General features: G+C 41.9%; 15 protein-coding genes. 7 read left to right on the top strand and 8 right to left on the bottom strand.

Going from position 1 to position 17,361, the window contains the following annotated elements; genetic code table 11:
• Window positions 1-10: 10 nt before the first annotated feature.
• The 3 genes from lepA to glgC form a co-directional block, all read right to left on the bottom strand.
• Window positions 11-1,816 carry a translation elongation factor 4 gene (lepA, locus tag M3I01_RS03655; RefSeq protein ID WP_255894229.1) on the bottom strand — a complete coding sequence of 602 codons (1,806 nt, stop codon included), beginning with the start codon at window positions 1,814-1,816 and terminating at the stop codon, window positions 11-13.
• Window positions 1,817-2,063: 247 nt separating this feature from the next.
• On the bottom strand, window positions 2,064-2,696 hold the full coding sequence (locus M3I01_RS03650) for a riboflavin synthase subunit alpha (protein ID WP_255894228.1): 633 nt from the start codon (window positions 2,694-2,696) through the stop codon (window positions 2,064-2,066).
• Between the two features lie 363 nt (window positions 2,697-3,059).
• Window positions 3,060-4,313: a glucose-1-phosphate adenylyltransferase gene (gene glgC, locus M3I01_RS03645; RefSeq protein WP_255894227.1), complete on the bottom strand. Its 1,254-nt coding sequence runs from the start codon at window positions 4,311-4,313 to the stop codon at window positions 3,060-3,062.
• A gap of 91 nt (window positions 4,314-4,404) precedes the next feature.
• Between glgC and glgA the strand changes: the two genes are divergently transcribed.
• Window positions 4,405-5,868, top strand: a complete 1,464-nt coding sequence (gene glgA / locus M3I01_RS03640; RefSeq protein ID WP_255894226.1) for a glycogen synthase GlgA — start codon at window positions 4,405-4,407, stop codon at window positions 5,866-5,868.
• Window positions 5,869-5,933: 65 nt separating this feature from the next.
• Here glgA and M3I01_RS03635 read toward each other — a convergent pair whose 3' ends face one another.
• Window positions 5,934-6,770 carry a substrate-binding periplasmic protein gene (locus M3I01_RS03635; protein WP_255894225.1) on the bottom strand — a complete coding sequence of 279 codons (837 nt, stop codon included), beginning with the start codon at window positions 6,768-6,770 and terminating at the stop codon, window positions 5,934-5,936.
• A gap of 255 nt (window positions 6,771-7,025) precedes the next feature.
• Complete coding sequence (locus M3I01_RS03630) at window positions 7,026-9,242, bottom strand: transglycosylase domain-containing protein (RefSeq protein ID WP_255894224.1); 2,217 nt, start codon at window positions 9,240-9,242, stop codon at window positions 7,026-7,028.
• Window positions 9,243-9,613: 371 nt separating this feature from the next.
• Here M3I01_RS03630 and M3I01_RS03625 point away from each other — a divergent pair, with 371 nt between their 5' ends.
• Genes M3I01_RS03625 through modC form a run of 4 tightly spaced genes read left to right on the top strand, consistent with a single transcriptional unit; the run spans window position 9,614 to window position 12,590 of the window.
• On the top strand, window positions 9,614-9,943 hold the full coding sequence (locus M3I01_RS03625; RefSeq protein WP_255894223.1) for a Rieske (2Fe-2S) protein: 330 nt from the start codon (window positions 9,614-9,616) through the stop codon (window positions 9,941-9,943).
• Window positions 9,944-9,979: 36 nt separating this feature from the next.
• Entirely contained in the window at window positions 9,980-10,768 is a 789-nt protein-coding gene (modA, locus tag M3I01_RS03620) for a molybdate ABC transporter substrate-binding protein (protein WP_255894222.1), read from the top strand.
• 23 nt (window positions 10,769-10,791) lie between these two features.
• Window positions 10,792-11,490: a molybdate ABC transporter permease subunit gene (gene modB, locus M3I01_RS03615; protein ID WP_255894221.1), complete on the top strand. Its 699-nt coding sequence runs from the start codon at window positions 10,792-10,794 to the stop codon at window positions 11,488-11,490.
• Entirely contained in the window at window positions 11,487-12,590 is a 1,104-nt protein-coding gene (gene modC, locus M3I01_RS03610) for a molybdenum ABC transporter ATP-binding protein (RefSeq protein ID WP_255894220.1), read from the top strand. The genes modB and modC overlap by 4 nt, the downstream gene beginning before the upstream one ends.
• A gap of 67 nt (window positions 12,591-12,657) precedes the next feature.
• On the opposite strand, the gene M3I01_RS03605 is transcribed toward modC, so the two are convergent.
• Window positions 12,658-13,290, bottom strand: a complete 633-nt coding sequence (locus M3I01_RS03605) for an HD domain-containing protein (RefSeq protein WP_275564919.1) — start codon at window positions 13,288-13,290, stop codon at window positions 12,658-12,660.
• Window positions 13,291-13,577: 287 nt separating this feature from the next.
• On the opposite strand from M3I01_RS03605, the gene M3I01_RS03600 reads away from it, so the two are divergent.
• Window positions 13,578-14,453 (top strand): carboxylate/amino acid/amine transporter, encoded by an 876-nt coding sequence (locus M3I01_RS03600; protein ID WP_255894218.1) that lies wholly within the window; start codon window positions 13,578-13,580, stop codon window positions 14,451-14,453.
• A 94-nt stretch (window positions 14,454-14,547) separates the two neighbouring features.
• Here the strand turns inward: M3I01_RS03600 and M3I01_RS03595 are convergent, their stop codons facing one another.
• On the bottom strand, window positions 14,548-15,267 hold the full coding sequence (locus tag M3I01_RS03595) for a YccT family protein (RefSeq protein ID WP_255894217.1): 720 nt from the start codon (window positions 15,265-15,267) through the stop codon (window positions 14,548-14,550).
• A 273-nt stretch (window positions 15,268-15,540) separates the two neighbouring features.
• Between M3I01_RS03595 and M3I01_RS03590 the strand changes: the two genes are divergently transcribed.
• Window positions 15,541-16,578 carry a GGDEF domain-containing protein gene (locus tag M3I01_RS03590; protein ID WP_255894216.1) on the top strand — a complete coding sequence of 346 codons (1,038 nt, stop codon included), beginning with the start codon at window positions 15,541-15,543 and terminating at the stop codon, window positions 16,576-16,578.
• A 198-nt stretch (window positions 16,579-16,776) separates the two neighbouring features.
• On the opposite strand, the gene M3I01_RS03585 is transcribed toward M3I01_RS03590, so the two are convergent.
• Entirely contained in the window at window positions 16,777-17,256 is a 480-nt protein-coding gene (locus M3I01_RS03585; RefSeq protein WP_112137182.1) for an MgtC/SapB family protein, read from the bottom strand.
• Window positions 17,257-17,361 lie beyond the last annotated feature (105 nt).

Genomic DNA, 17,361 nt, shown 5'->3' with positions numbered 1-17,361 from the left:
GATTGTCTGGCTAGCTATCCAGTTGCAAAACTGCAAGGAAAGCAGATTGGGGTACTTCAACATTCCCCACTTGCTTCATGCGCTTTTTACCGTCTTTTTGTTTCTGTAAGAGTTTCTTCTTACGACTTACATCACCGCCGTAACACTTGGCGATCACGTTTTTACGTAATGCTTTAACCGTCGTTCGAGAAATGACTTTTGCACCGACTGCACCCTGAATCGCCACATCAAACATTTGACGAGGAATTAGTTCTTTCATTTTCTCACACAAAGCACGCCCTTTATATTGCACGTTGTCTTTGTGCATAATCAGCGCCAATGCATCCACTCGCTCGCCATTGATCAAGATATCCAAACGGCATAATGGAGCGGCATTAAAATGAGAGAAGCTATAATCTAAAGACGCAAAACCACGGCTACAAGATTTCAATTTATCAAAAAAATCCATAACCACTTCGCTCATCGGTAATTCGTAACGCAACTGTACTTGTCGACCAACATATAACATGTCTTTTTGAATGCCACGCTTTTCTATACACAAGGTAATGACATTGCCTAAGTATTCTTGTGGCACCAATATATTGGCTTCCACTATTGGTTCGCGCATTTCTTTGATAGTGCCAGGATCAGGCATTTTTGATGGACTATCTACATTGACAATCTCACCATTATTCAACTCGACTTCATACACTACCGTCGGTGCCGAAGTGATCAAATCCAAATTGTATTCACGCTCTAGACGCTCTTGGATGATTTCCATGTGCAGCATACCTAAGAAGCCACAACGAAAACCAAACCCTAGAGCATCCGAACTTTCTGGTTCGAAAAATAAAGACGCATCGTTCAATGTCAGTTTATTCAATGCAACACGGAAGTCTTCAAAATCATCAGAACTAACTGGGAAAACACCCGCATAAACCTGCGGCTTCACTTTTTGAAAGCCTTTTAATTGGGCAACATCTGGAGTAGAAGCATGCGTGATGGTATCACCAACGGGAGCGCCGTGAATGTCTTTAATACCGGCTACAACATAACCCACTTCACCCGCTCTTAAGACACCCGTTTCTTTACGTTTTGGTGTAAAAATACCCGCCATGTCAACTGGGTGAGCTTGTTTGGTCGATTTGATGAAAATCTTATCTTTTTTACGTAACGTGCCTTGTTTAATACGAACAAGAGAAACCACGCCTAAGTAGTTATCAAACCAAGAGTCAATAATCAGCGCTTGCAGCGGCGCATCGACATCCCCTTCTGGTGGTGGAATTGTCGCAATCAAACGCTCTAGAACATCGTCTACACCCACACCTGTTTTTGCGGAACAAGTCACCGCATTCATTGCGTCGATACCAATAATTTCTTCGATTTCGGCACAGACTCGTTCGGGCTCGGCTTGAGGCAAGTCAATTTTATTCAGAACAGGCATTACTTCAAGGCCCTGCTCTATTGCAGTGTAGCAGTTAGCGACCGATTGAGCCTCTACACCTTGAGCGGCATCAACCACCAGTAAAGCCCCTTCACAAGCGGCAAGGGAGCGAGATACTTCATAGGAAAAATCCACGTGCCCAGGCGTATCGATAAAGTTCAGTTGATACGTTTGTCCATCTTTTGCATGATAGTCTAACGTCACACTTTGGGCTTTAATGGTAATACCACGTTCACGCTCAATATCCATTGAGTCAAGAACTTGAGCGGACATTTCTCGTTCACTCAACCCTTCACAGATTTGAATAAAACGGTCTGCTAAGGTCGATTTCCCATGGTCGATATGCGCTATGATACTGAAATTGCGTATGTGCTTAAGATTATTAGAGGACACTATTTACTCACACTTTAAAAGCGATACTTGAATGATAACTTGTTGATAAATCGGTCGGATATGCACATTTTTCAATACAAATGTTACATAAACTAGTTCGCATCATGATATCGATCTAATTAAAAGAGTTATCAACACGTTTTCAGGATAGAAATTGGCGTGCATTCTACCGAAAATCGAGCAAGGACTCCATTTATTTCAAAGATCAACCGCGTTAGAGTCAATACCATTGATACAAGCGTGATCTTTACGGTAAAACAATGCCTCTCTCTTTTAGAATACGCTCGACAGTATCTACGGTTGCCTGAGTATGTGCATCGATTTCTAAGTTCACTCTATCGCCAACCGACAGAGAACCAAACGTCGTCAATCTGAGTGTCTCTGGGATCAAAGAAACCTCCAGCCAATCATTGCCAATGTCACTGATTGTCAAACTCGAACCATTTAATCCAATGTAGCCTTTGTTAAATAAATAACGCCTTGCGTCTACCTCATTCTGACGGTCCGTGGTGAAGCGAATATGGACACTTTCTTCTATTTTTTCGATACGCGACACACTCACGGACGTCATGATATGACCAGACATAATATGGCCGCCTACTTCATCCCCCATTTTTGCCGCACGCTCAAAATTCACAGAGTCGCCAGCCTGTAAAAGACCAATATTTGTCAGCATTAACGTGGTATCAATCACATCGAATGTCAGTACATCATGGCCAATTTCAGCCACAGTAAGACAAACACCGTTGATCGCAACACTTGCACCCAGTTGTTGCCCTAACATGACCCCAGTAGGAAATACCACGTCTAGACGCTTATTACGCCCAATTTGACTGGCTGCTTGAACCGTCGCGGTGCCCTGAACAATACCCGTAAACATGAAATCTCCTCATTGGTAAGTAATATATGCGCTATTCTAGCTAAATAATGTTCGCTAAATCAAAGACTGAAGAAGAAATGAACACCAATGATCAAAGCGGCATAACGACTGGCTTTACGTGAGTTATCATAGAGTCACCAAGAGGGTTATCCACAGGTTACGGGGATAACCCTCTTGGTGACTCTATGATAAAACCAAACTCTACTAATGCGACTCATTTATGATTTTTCAAGACGCACAAAGACAATAGCCTGCTATTAAGTTGTCCAATCTAATCGAAAAGCCCCCTTCCAACGTTAACTCAGAAACAAAAAAACCGCTCAAAAGAGCGGTTTTCAAAAAAGAATAAAACCTAACCTAAAGTCACTTAGACATGGCTTCGATCATGCCCTGTGTGACTAACGTAATACCATCGGAGTTGCGATAAAAACGAGCCGCATCAGCAATAGGGTCTTCACCTATAACCGTCCCTTCTGGAATACAACAATCCGAATCGACTACCACTTTCGTTAGACGACAATAGCGACCTATGTCACAACGAGGAAGCACAACAGACTTATTCACATGAGAAAAAGAGTTTACTCTCACATTGTTAAATAAAATGGATTGTTCAACCGTTGAGCCTGAAACTATACAACCCGCCGACACCACCGAGTTCAATGCCGTACCAATGCGTTCTTCGTAATTATAATTAAACTTGGCGGCTGGGCGCTGATATTGAGCGGTTCGAATAGGCCAATCTTCATCGTATAAATCCAACTCAGGTACCAACCGAGTCAAATCCATATTAGCCTCCCAGTACGCTGTCAAGGTTCCCACATCACGCCAATAGGGGGTGTCAGGATAGCTTGTGTTATGAATCACGCTCTGAGAAAAGTGATGCGCTTTAATCTTACTACGACCAACAAACAACGGAATCAAGTCTTTTCCAAAATCATGGCTGGACTCCTCATCATGGGCGTCAGATCGCAGGTTTTCTGACAGGAATTTGGTATTAAAAATATAAATTCCCATGCTAGCAAGAGATACATCGGGGTTGCCTGGCATCGTTGGAGGATTAGAAGGTTTCTCTTCAAAAGCAATAATATTATCGTTTTCATCAACATGCATAATGCCAAATTGATCTGCTTCCTTCAGAGGCACCTCTATACAAGCAACAGTAACATCCGCACCACTTTCAATATGATCCTGTAACATGAGACTGTAATCTTGTTTATAAACATGATCTCCCGCTAGGATCAAAATATATTCACTTTCCAACCCGTCTATCATACTCAAGTTTTGATAAACAGCGTCAGCAGTCCCTCGATACCAATCGCTACCCGTTTGCTGCTGAGCAGGCCAAAGTTCAATAAACTCATTAAAATCTGAGCGTAAAAAGTTCCAACCTCTTTGCACGTGCTGATTCAAAGTATGAGATCGATATTGAGTCAGAACAGCAATACGCCGCATCCCCGAGTTGATACAATTAGAAAGTGGAAAATCAATAATCTTATACTTACCAGCAATAGGCACTGCGGGTTTAGAACGATTATCCGTCAATTGTTTTAACCTTGAGCCACGTCCACCGGCTAAAATAATGGACAAAGTTTTCATACGCGCCGTATTTAAATCCATGTGATGCCCTTAAAATTTTTATCAACACACTCTATTAAGTTACATTTAGGTATACTCTGATCGTCATTCCAAATCAATAAGATGCCCAACAATGAAGATACTATTTGCAGCCTCTGAAATTTACCCCTTAATAAAAACCGGTGGACTGGCCGATGTTGCTGGCGCACTCCCTGTTGCTTTAAGAAACAAAGGCCACGATGTCAAACTCATCATGCCAGCTTACCGAGGCATACTTGAAAAGGTAGCGCCTATTCAAAAGAGTATCAACCTAGGAAATCCTTTTGGAGTCGGTGATTTACTCCTTCTTGAGACCCATATACCAGAAAACGATACGCCTATTTGGCTGCTACAATGCCAAGCGCTTTACGAACGAGAAGATGGCCCTTATGTCGATAAAAATGGCATAGACTTTACAGATAATCATATACGTTTTGCCGCGCTATCATGGGCCACCGCTACATTAGCCTTACATGGTGACTTGATGGACTGGCAAGCCGACATACTCCACCTAAACGACTGGCAAACAGGCTTTGCAGCGGCTTATTTAGAGGAGTGGAAAACAGAACATCTTCCCATTGTCACGACCGTTCATAATTTACGTTATAACGGCAGCTTTGACATGGATAAATTTGTCGACATGCATTTATCACCCGAATTACTCAGTATTCACGGAATGGAATTCTATGGTCGCTTCTCTGGACTAAAAGCAGGACTAGTGTATGCCGACGCCATCACTACAGTGAGCTCAACCTACGCTCAAGAAATATTAACACCTGAATATGGCGATGGTTTAGATGGCACACTACGAGCGATGCAAGAGAAGCTCTCTGGCATTTTAAATGGTGTCGATTACGATCAATGGTCTCCAGAAAAAGACACGCTGATTCCACATAACTACGATGTAGAAAGCCTCGATCAAAAGCAAGCAAACAAACTCGCTTTATTACAAGAAAATGGCTTATCAGAAGACACCAGCAAACCTATTTTTGGTGTCGTAAGTCGACTCACAGAACAAAAAGGGCTAGACCTTGTTCTAGAAGTTATGCCAGCTCTATTGGATAAAGGCGCACGGCTTGTAGTTCTTGGATCAGGAGATAAGCATTTAGAATCTGGGTATTTAGCACTACAAAAAACCTACCCTGAACAAGTAGCGGTTCGCATCGGATACTTTGAAGACTACTCTCATCGGATTCAAGCCGGTATCGACGCCCTTCTCATTCCATCTCGATTCGAGCCCTGCGGATTAACTCAGCTTTATGCTCTGAAATACGGAACATTACCGGTTGTAAGGCACACTGGCGGATTAGCGGATACCGTATTTGAGAGTGCCGTACTTGAGGATGCTGTACTTGAGGATAAAAGGCGCGCCAATGGTTTCGTCTTTAAAGAAGCCAACGCAGAGTCCTTAAAATCAGCAATGGAACGCTGTATGGAATGCTTCAATGACAATGAAAAGTGGCAGGAAAAACAGAGGAATGCGATGAGATACGATTACAGCTGGGACGCAGTGACAGATCAATGGATCAATTTATACCAATCCTTACTCAATAAATAACTTTCTCAATAAAGCAATGGTACAAGTAGGGAGGCCGGGGCGACACCCTCGCGCCTCCTACTATTTTATTTTAGTAATAAATTTACGCGGCTACGCGCTTCCCACTTTTGCACTCCATCCACCAGCGCTTTTTCAGTAAAACCATCTTGCTTCATTTCCTGCAAAGCAATCGCAATACGACGCTTAATACTACTGTCATTACAAGATGACTTCTTAGACATAGTCAAATACAAACCTTCGCTGCTAATGTTAGGCATGACAGGAACAATCGTTTCCGACAAATTCATCATAGTAGCATAAGCATAAGCTGGGTTTTTTTCGTACAAAACATAATCTACTCGATCCGCTTCTAGCATGCGCAAAGCTTGCGACAAACTCGCTACCGCTAATATATTAAGTTTACGTTGAGCATACTGGTCGAACTCTTGACCAAAGCTATTATTAATAACGGTGACACCCCATTTTCCTTCTAAATCTTCTTTTTTACTAAATAGAAACATCTTGTCTTTGCGCTGCCAAACCACACTCGTCGTATGCAACATCACTGGCGTAAAGTAATCCATATAATCCGCACGTTCATTGGTATAAAAAGCGCCTGCCATTAAATCAATTCGACCATTTTTCACTTCGGTTTGAGCGCGAGACCAAGGACCAACATGAATAAGTTTAATAGGAATATTAATACGCTGACTTAGCTCATCAATAATAAAACGATTAACGCCGCTTAATTCAATGGATGTTGGGCTCTCCCGCCACAAAAAAGGAGGGTATTCGGAGTTTCCCGACGCAGTAAGAGAGGTACACGAAGACGGCTGGGGTGGAACCCCTTCCCCAGATGCAACGCCTGTATAAAAAAAAGTTACCGCCATCAAACAGCTAATCATGTATGCATGCAGTCGCATATAGCACTACTTCCTTACAAGTAAAATTAAAACAACAAGTGATACTTTTTCTTTTGCAAATAAAAATAATGCTACATTCCAACGAGCACCTAACCAACTCTTTTACTGCAATCTTTTACAAAGTAACCTTAAACTCTATGCTCGTAAAGGCATGAGGAAAATAAAAACCACTAAATTGTTAATTTTCAATAACCTAAGAGGCAATGTAAGACAAATCAATTACCAATAATTTTTTTACTTTTCATCTGACTAAATTTAAAAAGGCCAGAAGCAAGAGCTACTTTCTTTTGGTTCCGTGCCTAAAATAAAAGCGAGCGAGACCTTATCCTCACAGCGATCCGCCGCCATCTGAAACTTACTGTCCAATACATTGAATCTTGCGGCACCACTGGGCAAACTATCAGGCAATGATCTAGGGTTTACATTTTTAGTAAAATCAATCCACACTTTCTGAGCACCACTACTACCAGTAATACTTAATGGTACGTTATCGTCATCACCAAGCCAGACTATAGAAGAATAGTCACCCGTAATCCCCACATACCAGCTGTCTTTTTGCTGGTTAGTCGTGCCTGTTTTCGCTGCGAAATTCAAATTTGGAAAAGCCGCTTGAGCCGCTCGAGCGGTACCAATTTTCGGTGTTTTTGTCATACCATCCAGCGTTACCGCCAACAAAGCATCCGTAAAAGGGACATCATTTTTACGATCAAAGCGTTTCAATAGCTGATCATTTTGATCCATCACTGCAAGCACCACACCAAGTTCACTACTCCTTCCCTGAGAAGCAATAGGTTGATATAAGCGCGACACCTCAAATGGCGATAACTCCAACGCGCCTAACGCCATCGCTGGATGCATCGTAAAGGAACGCTTCACGCCTAACTGACGTAAGGTATCACCCACCCGATCAAAACCAATTTGTTGTGCTAATGAAACAGTCGCCAAGTTATAAGATTTCGCCATCGCTTCATAAAGATGCACAACACCATGGGTCTTTCTATCGTAGTTTTCTGGCTCCCAAATCTGACCACCAACATTAAAACGTAGACGTTTATCTTCGATTTCAGTCCACCAAGTGTAGCGCCCTGTTGCTAAAGCAGATAAATAAAGTGGGGGCTTAACCAATGAGCCAATCGGCCTGACCGCCCCTAAAGCGCGGTTAAACCCGGTGTAATGCTGACCACTAGATCCTACAACGGCACGCACTTGACCTGACAATCTATCGGTAACCACCATAGCGCCTTGCAGCCCCTTCAACTTAGGGTCCCGCTGCTCTAGCGCAGCCACTTGACGTCGCATGGCAATACTCGCCGCTCGCTGAGCACGTATATCGACACCGGTATAAATGCGTAAATTTTTTGTCGCCAATGTGGCTTCATCAAAATCTCGTGACAATTGCATCGCCACCAAATCCAAATAATCACCATAGACAGAACGCTCTTTTTGCTTACTGGCAAGGCGAATAGGTTGCTCTATTAAGCGCTTGTAGTCTGAATCAGATAAGCGCCCTTGATCTCTTAATACCGCCAATACTGTATTACGCCGAGCTTTTGCTCGATTTGGAGAGCGTTCAGGGTTATACAAGGATGGACCTTTTACCATGCCCACTAAAAGAGCAAATTCATCAATGTTAAGCTCGTTCACTGGACGGCCAAAGAAATGCTGGCTAGCCGCTGCAAACCCGTGCAAAGCACTGCTGCCTAATTGAGCCAAATATACCTCGTTCATATAAGCGGTAATAATGGCTTCTTTCGAATAATGATATTCAAGTAACAAACTCATCACGACTTCGGTCAGCTTTCGAGTGTACGTTCGCTCTGAACTCAAATACATATTTTTAACAAGCTGCTGAGTCAGCGTCGAGCCACCTTGACGACGAGAACCGTGAGTAAAGTTGACCACCACCGCACGAGCAATCCCCGTCAACGAAATCCCCCAATGCTGGTAAAATTCCTGATCTTCTACCGCGATCAAAATAGCCATTAAAGGCTTGGGGATTTCATCGTACGTTAAGATTTGACGGCTTTCGGTGTTGCCGCCATACAAGAAACCGATGCGCTGAGGTTCAATTCGTGCTTCGTCTATTTCATCGCCGTTTAAGGCTTGAATCACTAAACGCCCATTTTGAAAAGAAAAAATACGTCTTTCACTTTCATGAAAGCCAAGGTGGTCAACATAGGAACGTAAATGCGCGCTAACTTTTGTTCGACTTCGAGCGGCCCAACCGACTTTCTGGCTGTTTCTGCCAAATCGATAGCCAGTTTCCTCCAAGAGGTTTTCGAGGTCTTGCTTTTTCCAAGGTGCACCACTTATCAGAATGATGGGCGCACTGTAAACTTCCGAAGGAACTTGCCATTTCTGCCCCTCGAAACGACTAACAACCTGACCGTTTAACCACCACACCCAACCAGAAAAAGGAATACTGGCCACCAAACTAAAAATAACCCCCCACTTAAAAAGGATACGAAACATCCTCTTCAAAAAAGAAGATTTAGGTGTTTTTTTCGGTTGAGTCAATGACTTACGTGAAGATTTTATTGGCGTTTTTTTAGGCATAGCAGGTTAGTATAAGGAGCTTATTGCACGCAGGCAACGATCAAAAACGAACTAACTTAATTCTTACATATTGACTCATCTATCGTAGCGCTTTAGAGTCTTTGCTCACGGAAAGTTTATTTAACTGACATTTTCCTTAATTATATACATGAAGTCGGCATCAGAATTGAAAGAAAACACCACGAGAACGCGATTTCTATAAAAAACCATCCTAACTCGCATCATTATGGAAAGCGTCAATTCTGTAGAAATAAACAACATTCATTATAAAAAAGTGCGGTAATCACGTGTTTAATAAACATCTTATACCTAATACGCAAAACCTTCCTGAAGGCAAAGCGCTGAACATCACAGTAGAAAAATATAACTTCTTAGTCACTAAGCAAAAAGGGCAAATCATTGCTTATGAAAACCTTTGCCCACATCAAAAGAAACCATTAAATTGTTCGTCTGACTCTGTGCTAGATGAAGAAGGAGATTATTTAAAGTGCCATCACCATGGTGCCCTTTTTTCTCCACTGGATGGCACTTGCATTATTGGTCCTTGCATAGGCAGCCATTTGAAAAAGGCGACAGTCGGTATAGAGCAAGGGAATTGTTATTTATTACTGGCTTAGTAGTATCGCCTTAAAACTTGGATCACATGAAAAAGCATGACGGACAAGACGCTTTTAGTTGCTCAACATATTCAAATCTACGCTAAGAAAATTGTTCTCTCTGTCCTGTTTTTTTGTATATTATTTAGCCCTTCTCCCTCTCTTGCAGACACCTTACGTTTAGCTGTTGCGTCTAACTTCATATCACCAATAAAGCAGCTAGCGGCAAAGTTTGAGCAAGAAACAGGACATTCGTTACAGCTGTCGTTTGGTTCCTCAGGAAAATTTTTCGCACAAATTAAAAATAATGCACCCTATGATATTTTTCTTTCTGCGGATTTAACCAAACCACAAACTCTCATCAAAGAACAACTCGCACTACCAGACAGCTTGATTATTTATGCCAGAGGAAAATTGGCACTTTGGTCAATAAACCCCATTCCTGAAATCGTCTTGAAAGACGCTATTTTGAGAGCAAAACGTATCGCCATTGCCAATCCAAAATTAGCCCCTTATGGCAAAGCAGCGGAAGAAAGCCTACGCAATTTACCTATCTGGGACGACGTTAAGAACAAAATAGTACAAGGTGAAAATATAGGGCAGACGTATCAGTTTGTGTATTCGCAAAATGCTGAAATAGGTTTTGTCGCCTTATCGCAGGTATTAACAGGGCAAAAAAAAGGCCATTTTATAAGCGTGCCTAATAAGCTCCATGGTAAAATCAACCAAGCTGCCGTTATTCTGACTCGTACACATAATATCGAATTAGCGAATATTTTTATGGCATTTATAATGCGTGTCGATGTTCAAGAGGAAATTCTCCAATTTGGTTATTCCACAGAGTAAGACTAATTATGGGTAAACGCTGAATGCTATTAAGTCCGGAAGATATCGGGGCAATATGGTTAACACTAAAACTTGCTAGCCTAGTGACGTTACTGCTTATCCTAATCAGCACCCCCATTGCTTGGTGGTTAACTCGCACTCAGTCTTGGCTAAAAGGTCCTATCAACGCGATTGTCGCTATGCCTCTTGTATTACCCCCAACGGTACTAGGATTTTACCTGTTACTCTTATTAGGGCCAGAAGGCTTCATAGGAAAACTACTCGGTCAACTTGGAATCGCCCCACTTCCTTTTAGCTTTACTGGACTGGTCGTTGCCTCCATGGTGTATTCACTGCCATTCGTCGTTCAACCTATTCAAAACGCATTTGCATCTATTGGAGAAGGCCCCCTTGAAGCCGCAGCGACATTACGAGCCTCACCATGGGACAGATTTGTTCATGTCGTCATTCCATTAGCAAAACCCGGTTACATCAGTGCTGCTATTTTAGGCTTTGCTCACACCGTTGGAGAGTTTGGTGTCGTGTTAATGATTGGTGGTAATATTCCCAACGAAACCAGAGTCATTTCCGTACAGATTTACGATCATGTTGAAGCCTTAGAATACGGACAAGCTCACTCACTTTCGTTATTAATGATCGCCTTTGCTTTTACCGTGCTCGTTTTTTTATACAGCATCCAGAAACGTCAAAAAAATAGCACAATGTCCGGTGGTTTATTATGACGCTTGGCCCACCTGCTAACACTCTGCATATTCGGATTGAACAGCAGCGAGAAGGCACGCCTGGCTTTAGACTGGATGTCGACTTACAAATCCCAAGCGTCGGTGTAACCGCATTATTTGGTCCATCTGGATCAGGTAAAACGACGTTATTACGTTGCATTTCGGGACTAGAAAAAAGCTCAAAAAGCCACATAAGCCTCAATGGCGAACCATGGCAAACTAGTAAAACACCATTGCCTTCTCACAAGCGACCAATAGGCTACGTATTCCAAGACGCGAATTTATTCCCTCACCTTACCGCGCAAGAGAACCTACAATTTGCCATAAAACGGGCCGATAAGAACCAATCCGTTATCTCCTATTCAGAGATCATTCAATTAATGGGTATTGAGTCTGTGCTTCCACAATACCCATCGCAACTGTCTGGTGGTGAGCGCCAACGAGTTGCCATCGCCAGAGCACTACTCATTCAACCTAAACTCCTGCTGATGGACGAGCCGTTGGCCGCGTTAGACGATGCCTTAAAGCAAGAAATTCTCCCTTATCTAGAACAAATCTGTCAGCGTGCAAAAATCCCTATCATTTACGTCAGTCACTCATTAGATGAAGTCATTCGGTTAGCGGATTATATGGTTGTCTTAGAAAAAGGTAAGGTAATAGAAGAAGGAAAAACACAAACATTACTGGGCAAACTCGGCACCTCATTTTCTCGGTATCAAGACGCCAGTGTTGTGATATCAGGTGTCGTCACACGACAAGAAGCAGAATGGGGGCTTTCATGGATCAGTTTTGAAAACCACGTTATTGCCGTTAAGCAAGGAAATGAAAAACTAGGAGATACTCTGCGTTTAAGAATTCAATCGAAAGATGTGAGCCTATCCCTCAGTCAACATGACGATTCAAGCATTCTAAACCGACTAACGGTTAAAATTGATGACATGATTGCAGATACCAAAGACCCTAGCATGATCATGGTTCGGCTCTTAGCTGGCGACACCCCAATGTTAGCCAGAATAACCACATTATCCGCCCACAAACTAAAGCTTCAAAAAGGTCAAACTGTCATAGCTCAAATCAAATCAGTCGCACTTTTACGTTAAATATTTTAAAAGCAAAAACACGTTAAAATTCAGTATTTTCAAAGTAAACACTTAAACAATTCATGAACTAAATTTCCAGCGCCAATTGTTGTAAAAACACTCGCATTACGGCTTCGCGGCGCCTCCCTTCTGCTTGAGCTGACGGTGTATTGAGACTATCCGCAATACGAAAAAGTTTATTATAAAAATGGTCTATTGAATAACGCTCATCATCCGGCTGACGCATTTCACACAACGGATCATCAAGTGAATATAAAGTTCTATTGAGCGCACCGCTCACCTGCATACAACGTGCAATACCAACGGCTCCCAACGCATCCAAGCGATCAGCGTCTTGTACTATTTTAGCTTCTAGGCTTTTAAGAGAAACATTAGCGCTAAAACTGTGAGCACGTATGGAATGGTGAATTGATTCAAAGTATTCACAGGGGTAATCAATCGATTTAAGAAACTCAATGGCTTTGTCCGCAGCCAAAGTCGAAGCAAGATGTCGTTCAGGATGATTCTTCGGTAAAGACACGCAATCATGTAACCACGCTGCAGGAATCACCACAGCCAAATCCGCCTCCTCTTCCGTAGCCAGTTGTTTGGCTGTTTTGACCACACGATAAATATGACTTAAATCGTGGGCAACATCCGCTGCTCCCTGTGTGTGTAAAAATACCTGACAACGGCTTTCAAAACCTGACTCTAACGCCAATATCATCATCTTTCCAATTCATATCTAACGAAGCAAAGTAGCCTATATCAAATCCGCAAAATTAAAAACGTTATCGCCCTTTCAATCCTAAAATTTAAGGCGCACAAGCAACCTCCTCAACAAAAGCAATAGACCATTTTTTGTCTTGATATAAACATAAAAAATAACAACGATTGTGACGCTCTCATCAATTAGTAAACTTCAAAATTAAAAAAAGTAAACTAATTTACCTACGGGGAGTAAATCGTTAAACTTACGTCAAAATTATCTAAGTGGAATCCATTCTCATGCCAATACTTATTGCCGTCACCCTTTTATGGGCATTCTCGTTTAGTTTGATTGGCGTTTATCTCGCTGGTCAAGTCGATGCTTGGTTTTCTGTGTTAATGCGCGTAGCGCTCGCCACGATTGTCTTTCTACCTTTTTTAAAGCTACGTGACATTGAAGCTAAAACCGCTTTAAAATTAATGGTGTGCGGGGCTTTACAGCTTGGCATCATGTACGGATTTTATTACCAATCCTTCTTGTACCTCTCTGTTCCCGAAGTATTACTGTTCACCGTCATGACACCTCTTTACGTCACCCTTATTAATGACTTACTGGATAGACGCTTTAATATTGGCTTTGCTCTTAGCGCACTGCTCGCTATTTTAGGTGCGGTAGCCATTCGTTACCAAGGTATCGATGAAGGCTTTATTAAAGGTTTACTCATTGTACAGGGCGCCAATGTTTGCTTCGCAGCAGGACAAGTAGGTTATAAACGTATTATTGCAAAAGAACGCCCCGATCTGTCACAGCGCACCGTTTTCGGTTGGTTTTTTATCGGTGCTCTTGCTGTCGTTATTCCATGCTACTTAGTATTAGGTAACCCAGACAAACTGCCAACAACGACACTTCAGTGGTCTATTTTAACGTACCTTGGCATTGTCGCTTCTGGGTTAGGCTACTTTGCTTGGAATAAAGGCGCAACAACAGTGGATGTAGGAACATTGGCTATTGCGAACAACCTACTCATCCCAACAGGCATTATCGTCAACGTGGTTTTCTGGAACCGAGACGCAGACATCGTTCGGTTGGCTATTGGCGGCAGTATTATCCTATTAGCTCTTTGGGTGAATGGAAAATTCAATCAAAGAATCGCTAGAACGGATGCCGTTGCTTAATCTTCTGAGACAGTATTCTTTATTAAAACACGAAAAAAACGCCCAGCATTCGCTGGGCGTTTTTTTTACACTGAACTCTCTTGAACTTAAAATATCATTCTACAAGCCAAGCTTGGAACGCTTTTTTTGCTTCTCTGTCGGCTTTATTAAACCAAAACTGCGACATTTCTAGCTGAATATTGGACACCGTTGATTTATACAAATCATCCGCTATCCAAATACGCACCTCTTTACGAGTCGCGTCATCAGACCGGTTATACCAAAACTGCATCATTTCTAGAGCAACATTTTGTGTCAAAATAACCGGAGCTAAGACAGGAGCATCATTTATAATTGGTTGGTTTTTTGCCGTAAGGCGTTCAATTTCGGTAACGTAATCACGCGTATTTTGAAACCCAGACTTCACCGGTAATATTTGGTGTTGATAGTCTACTTCTTTGCCACTGCGATCATCAAAAAGGCTAAACGTAGGTGCCTTGGAGTAAGCCTCTGCCTGCTTTTTCGTCGAAACATAGGGCGCTTTCACCGTGAAATAATCATTCTTTCCAAATTGTAAATCCAGCACAATTGGTTCAGACTGATACGCTTGCGTATCCCCACCACTGCGTAACAATTTATTAAATCGTACGACAATTTGGTGCTGACCTTCATCAACCTCGACCTTAAAGTCGTTACCGAACTGCCTTGCACCTTCAAGGTCAACGTACATAATTTCAAACGATCTTGGTACTTCAAATGTCGCCGCCTGGACCGGTAACGCCATCACACAAACAGACAGAACACTACTCGCGACAATCCGATTCTTCAATCCCACAAAATACTCCTTACAACAAAAACAGTGTAGTCAGTCAATCTAACATACTGCTCTATCTAATTTACTGAGTCTTCTCCACTTTCGAAGAACTTGCTGAATTTTGTCTTCTTTCCTCGGTAACAACACTCACGCTCGACACTGAAAATAATAGGAAAGATACTAATAAGTCTTTGAATCTAGGGTATGATCAATCAATAATATGTTTACTAAACAATCAAATAGAAAAATAATAATCATTGCTATTAACCGTATCAGGAACAACTTCACATTATCATGTCTAACAATATCCAAACCGAACTCAGCCATAAGTTCACTCTGAGAATCATAGAACTCGTCTTTACTACCATCGTATTTTCGCTGATTTGTAGACCCTTCTTTATTGATTTGCCGATTTATTTTATGTGGATTGGTATTGCCGAGTTATTTTTAATTACTGGATTTTATTTTGTAGTGCGATTTAACCTATTTCCAAAATGGGAGACTACCCTCTCTTTATTAATCGCCCTTATTATTATCCTTCCTACTCTTGCAATATCCGGTGGTGTTAATAGCCAAATGGTCTACTTTTTGCCACTTTATCCAATTTTGGCAGCGCTTCTCGGTGGGCATCGTGAATCTTTGGCTCTTACAATTACCCTCGTGGCAGGTACTATTTTGGCGACCATATTTAGTGAGTATATTGTAGACTTAACTGGCGGAGTCTATTCCAAAGAGATGTCTACGGCTCGTGGCTTTTGGCTTACTATTTCCATTATTTTAAGTGCTTTTTTTGGGCACTTCTTTCTTCAACGCTACACTGAAGTAACCAAGCAACTCAAAGAAGAAAACACTCTAGACCCACTGACTGGATTACTTAACAGACGCGGCTTAAACACCCTCTTTAGCAAAGAGCTAGAGGAGACAGCGATTGCCTCTTCACCTTTAAGTCTTATCCTAATTGATATTGACTACTTTAAAAAAATAAATGATAGATACGGACATGACGTTGGAGATATATGTTTAATTGAAGTCGCTAATATTCTTTCAAGCACACTGAGAAAGCGCGACATCATTGCTCGGTTTGGTGGTGAAGAGTTTATTGTCATTCTCCCAAATACCACAAAGAATCAGGCTGCACTCATCGCTGATGACCTTAAAAATGTGATATCTAAACAAAAATTCAGTGATTTCAATCTTCCTATCACCATCACATTAGGTGTAACCGATAGCCGTGGCCAACATGACAATGCACTTAAAATGATAAAACGAGCGGACAAAGCACTTTATAGAGGCAAAGACAAAGGACGAAATTGCGTAGAACTGTCCGAATAGAGCACACAACCAAAAGAGAACAATCCAATAGTTATAAATATATAAACAAAGGTGTTTTTAAGGAGGGCTAAGCACGCAATAAATGCTGGGGCAATTGGCATTAGTTTCATCAAAATTCATTTTATCTTGATTACTACTGACTCACATTACGACATCACTTAGGTCTCTATTTCTAATAGGATAAAACAATAGTGCGTCTTAGTTTCTTTTACGCCAGCTACTGTACTTTGAATGCACTCCTCGAGTAAAAGCAGACGAATATTCTTCCAAAAGATCCACTCCATATAAAATAGCAACCAAGATGAGAGACAGTTTGATAGCCACATAAGAATCGACAATGGCAATACACACACCGACGGAAGCAAGCGACCAAATAGTTGCAGCAGAAGTCACTCCGATGACGGCTCCATCTTTTGAAAGCATCACCCCAGCACCAAGGAAACCAATCCCCGTAATCACCTGCCCTATTATCCTAGATGGATCTGTAATGTCAGCAGCAACAAACATTGACGACGCAATAAACACATAGGTTCCCAAGACGATCAAAGCCGAGGTTCGAATACCCACTGGCTTACCTCTCAGCTGCCGTTCTAAACCAACAATAACGCCACAAAAAACAGAGGTAAAAATCGCTCCCCAACTATAGGGAGCAATAGAAAATAACGAATCTAAACTCATACTATCTTTCTTAGGGCAAACGCCACAACAAGGTGAATGAAAGGAACAATACCATGGCGGATAATGTACTGAATTTTTAATCTTAGTACAGAGTCGAGTGATGAG

Origin of the sequence: Marinomonas maritima, from assembly GCF_024435075.2 — a bacterium.
Classification (GTDB): Bacteria; Pseudomonadota; Gammaproteobacteria; order Pseudomonadales; family Marinomonadaceae; genus Marinomonas; species Marinomonas maritima.
This window is presented reverse-complemented; position numbering and strand designations above follow the sequence as displayed.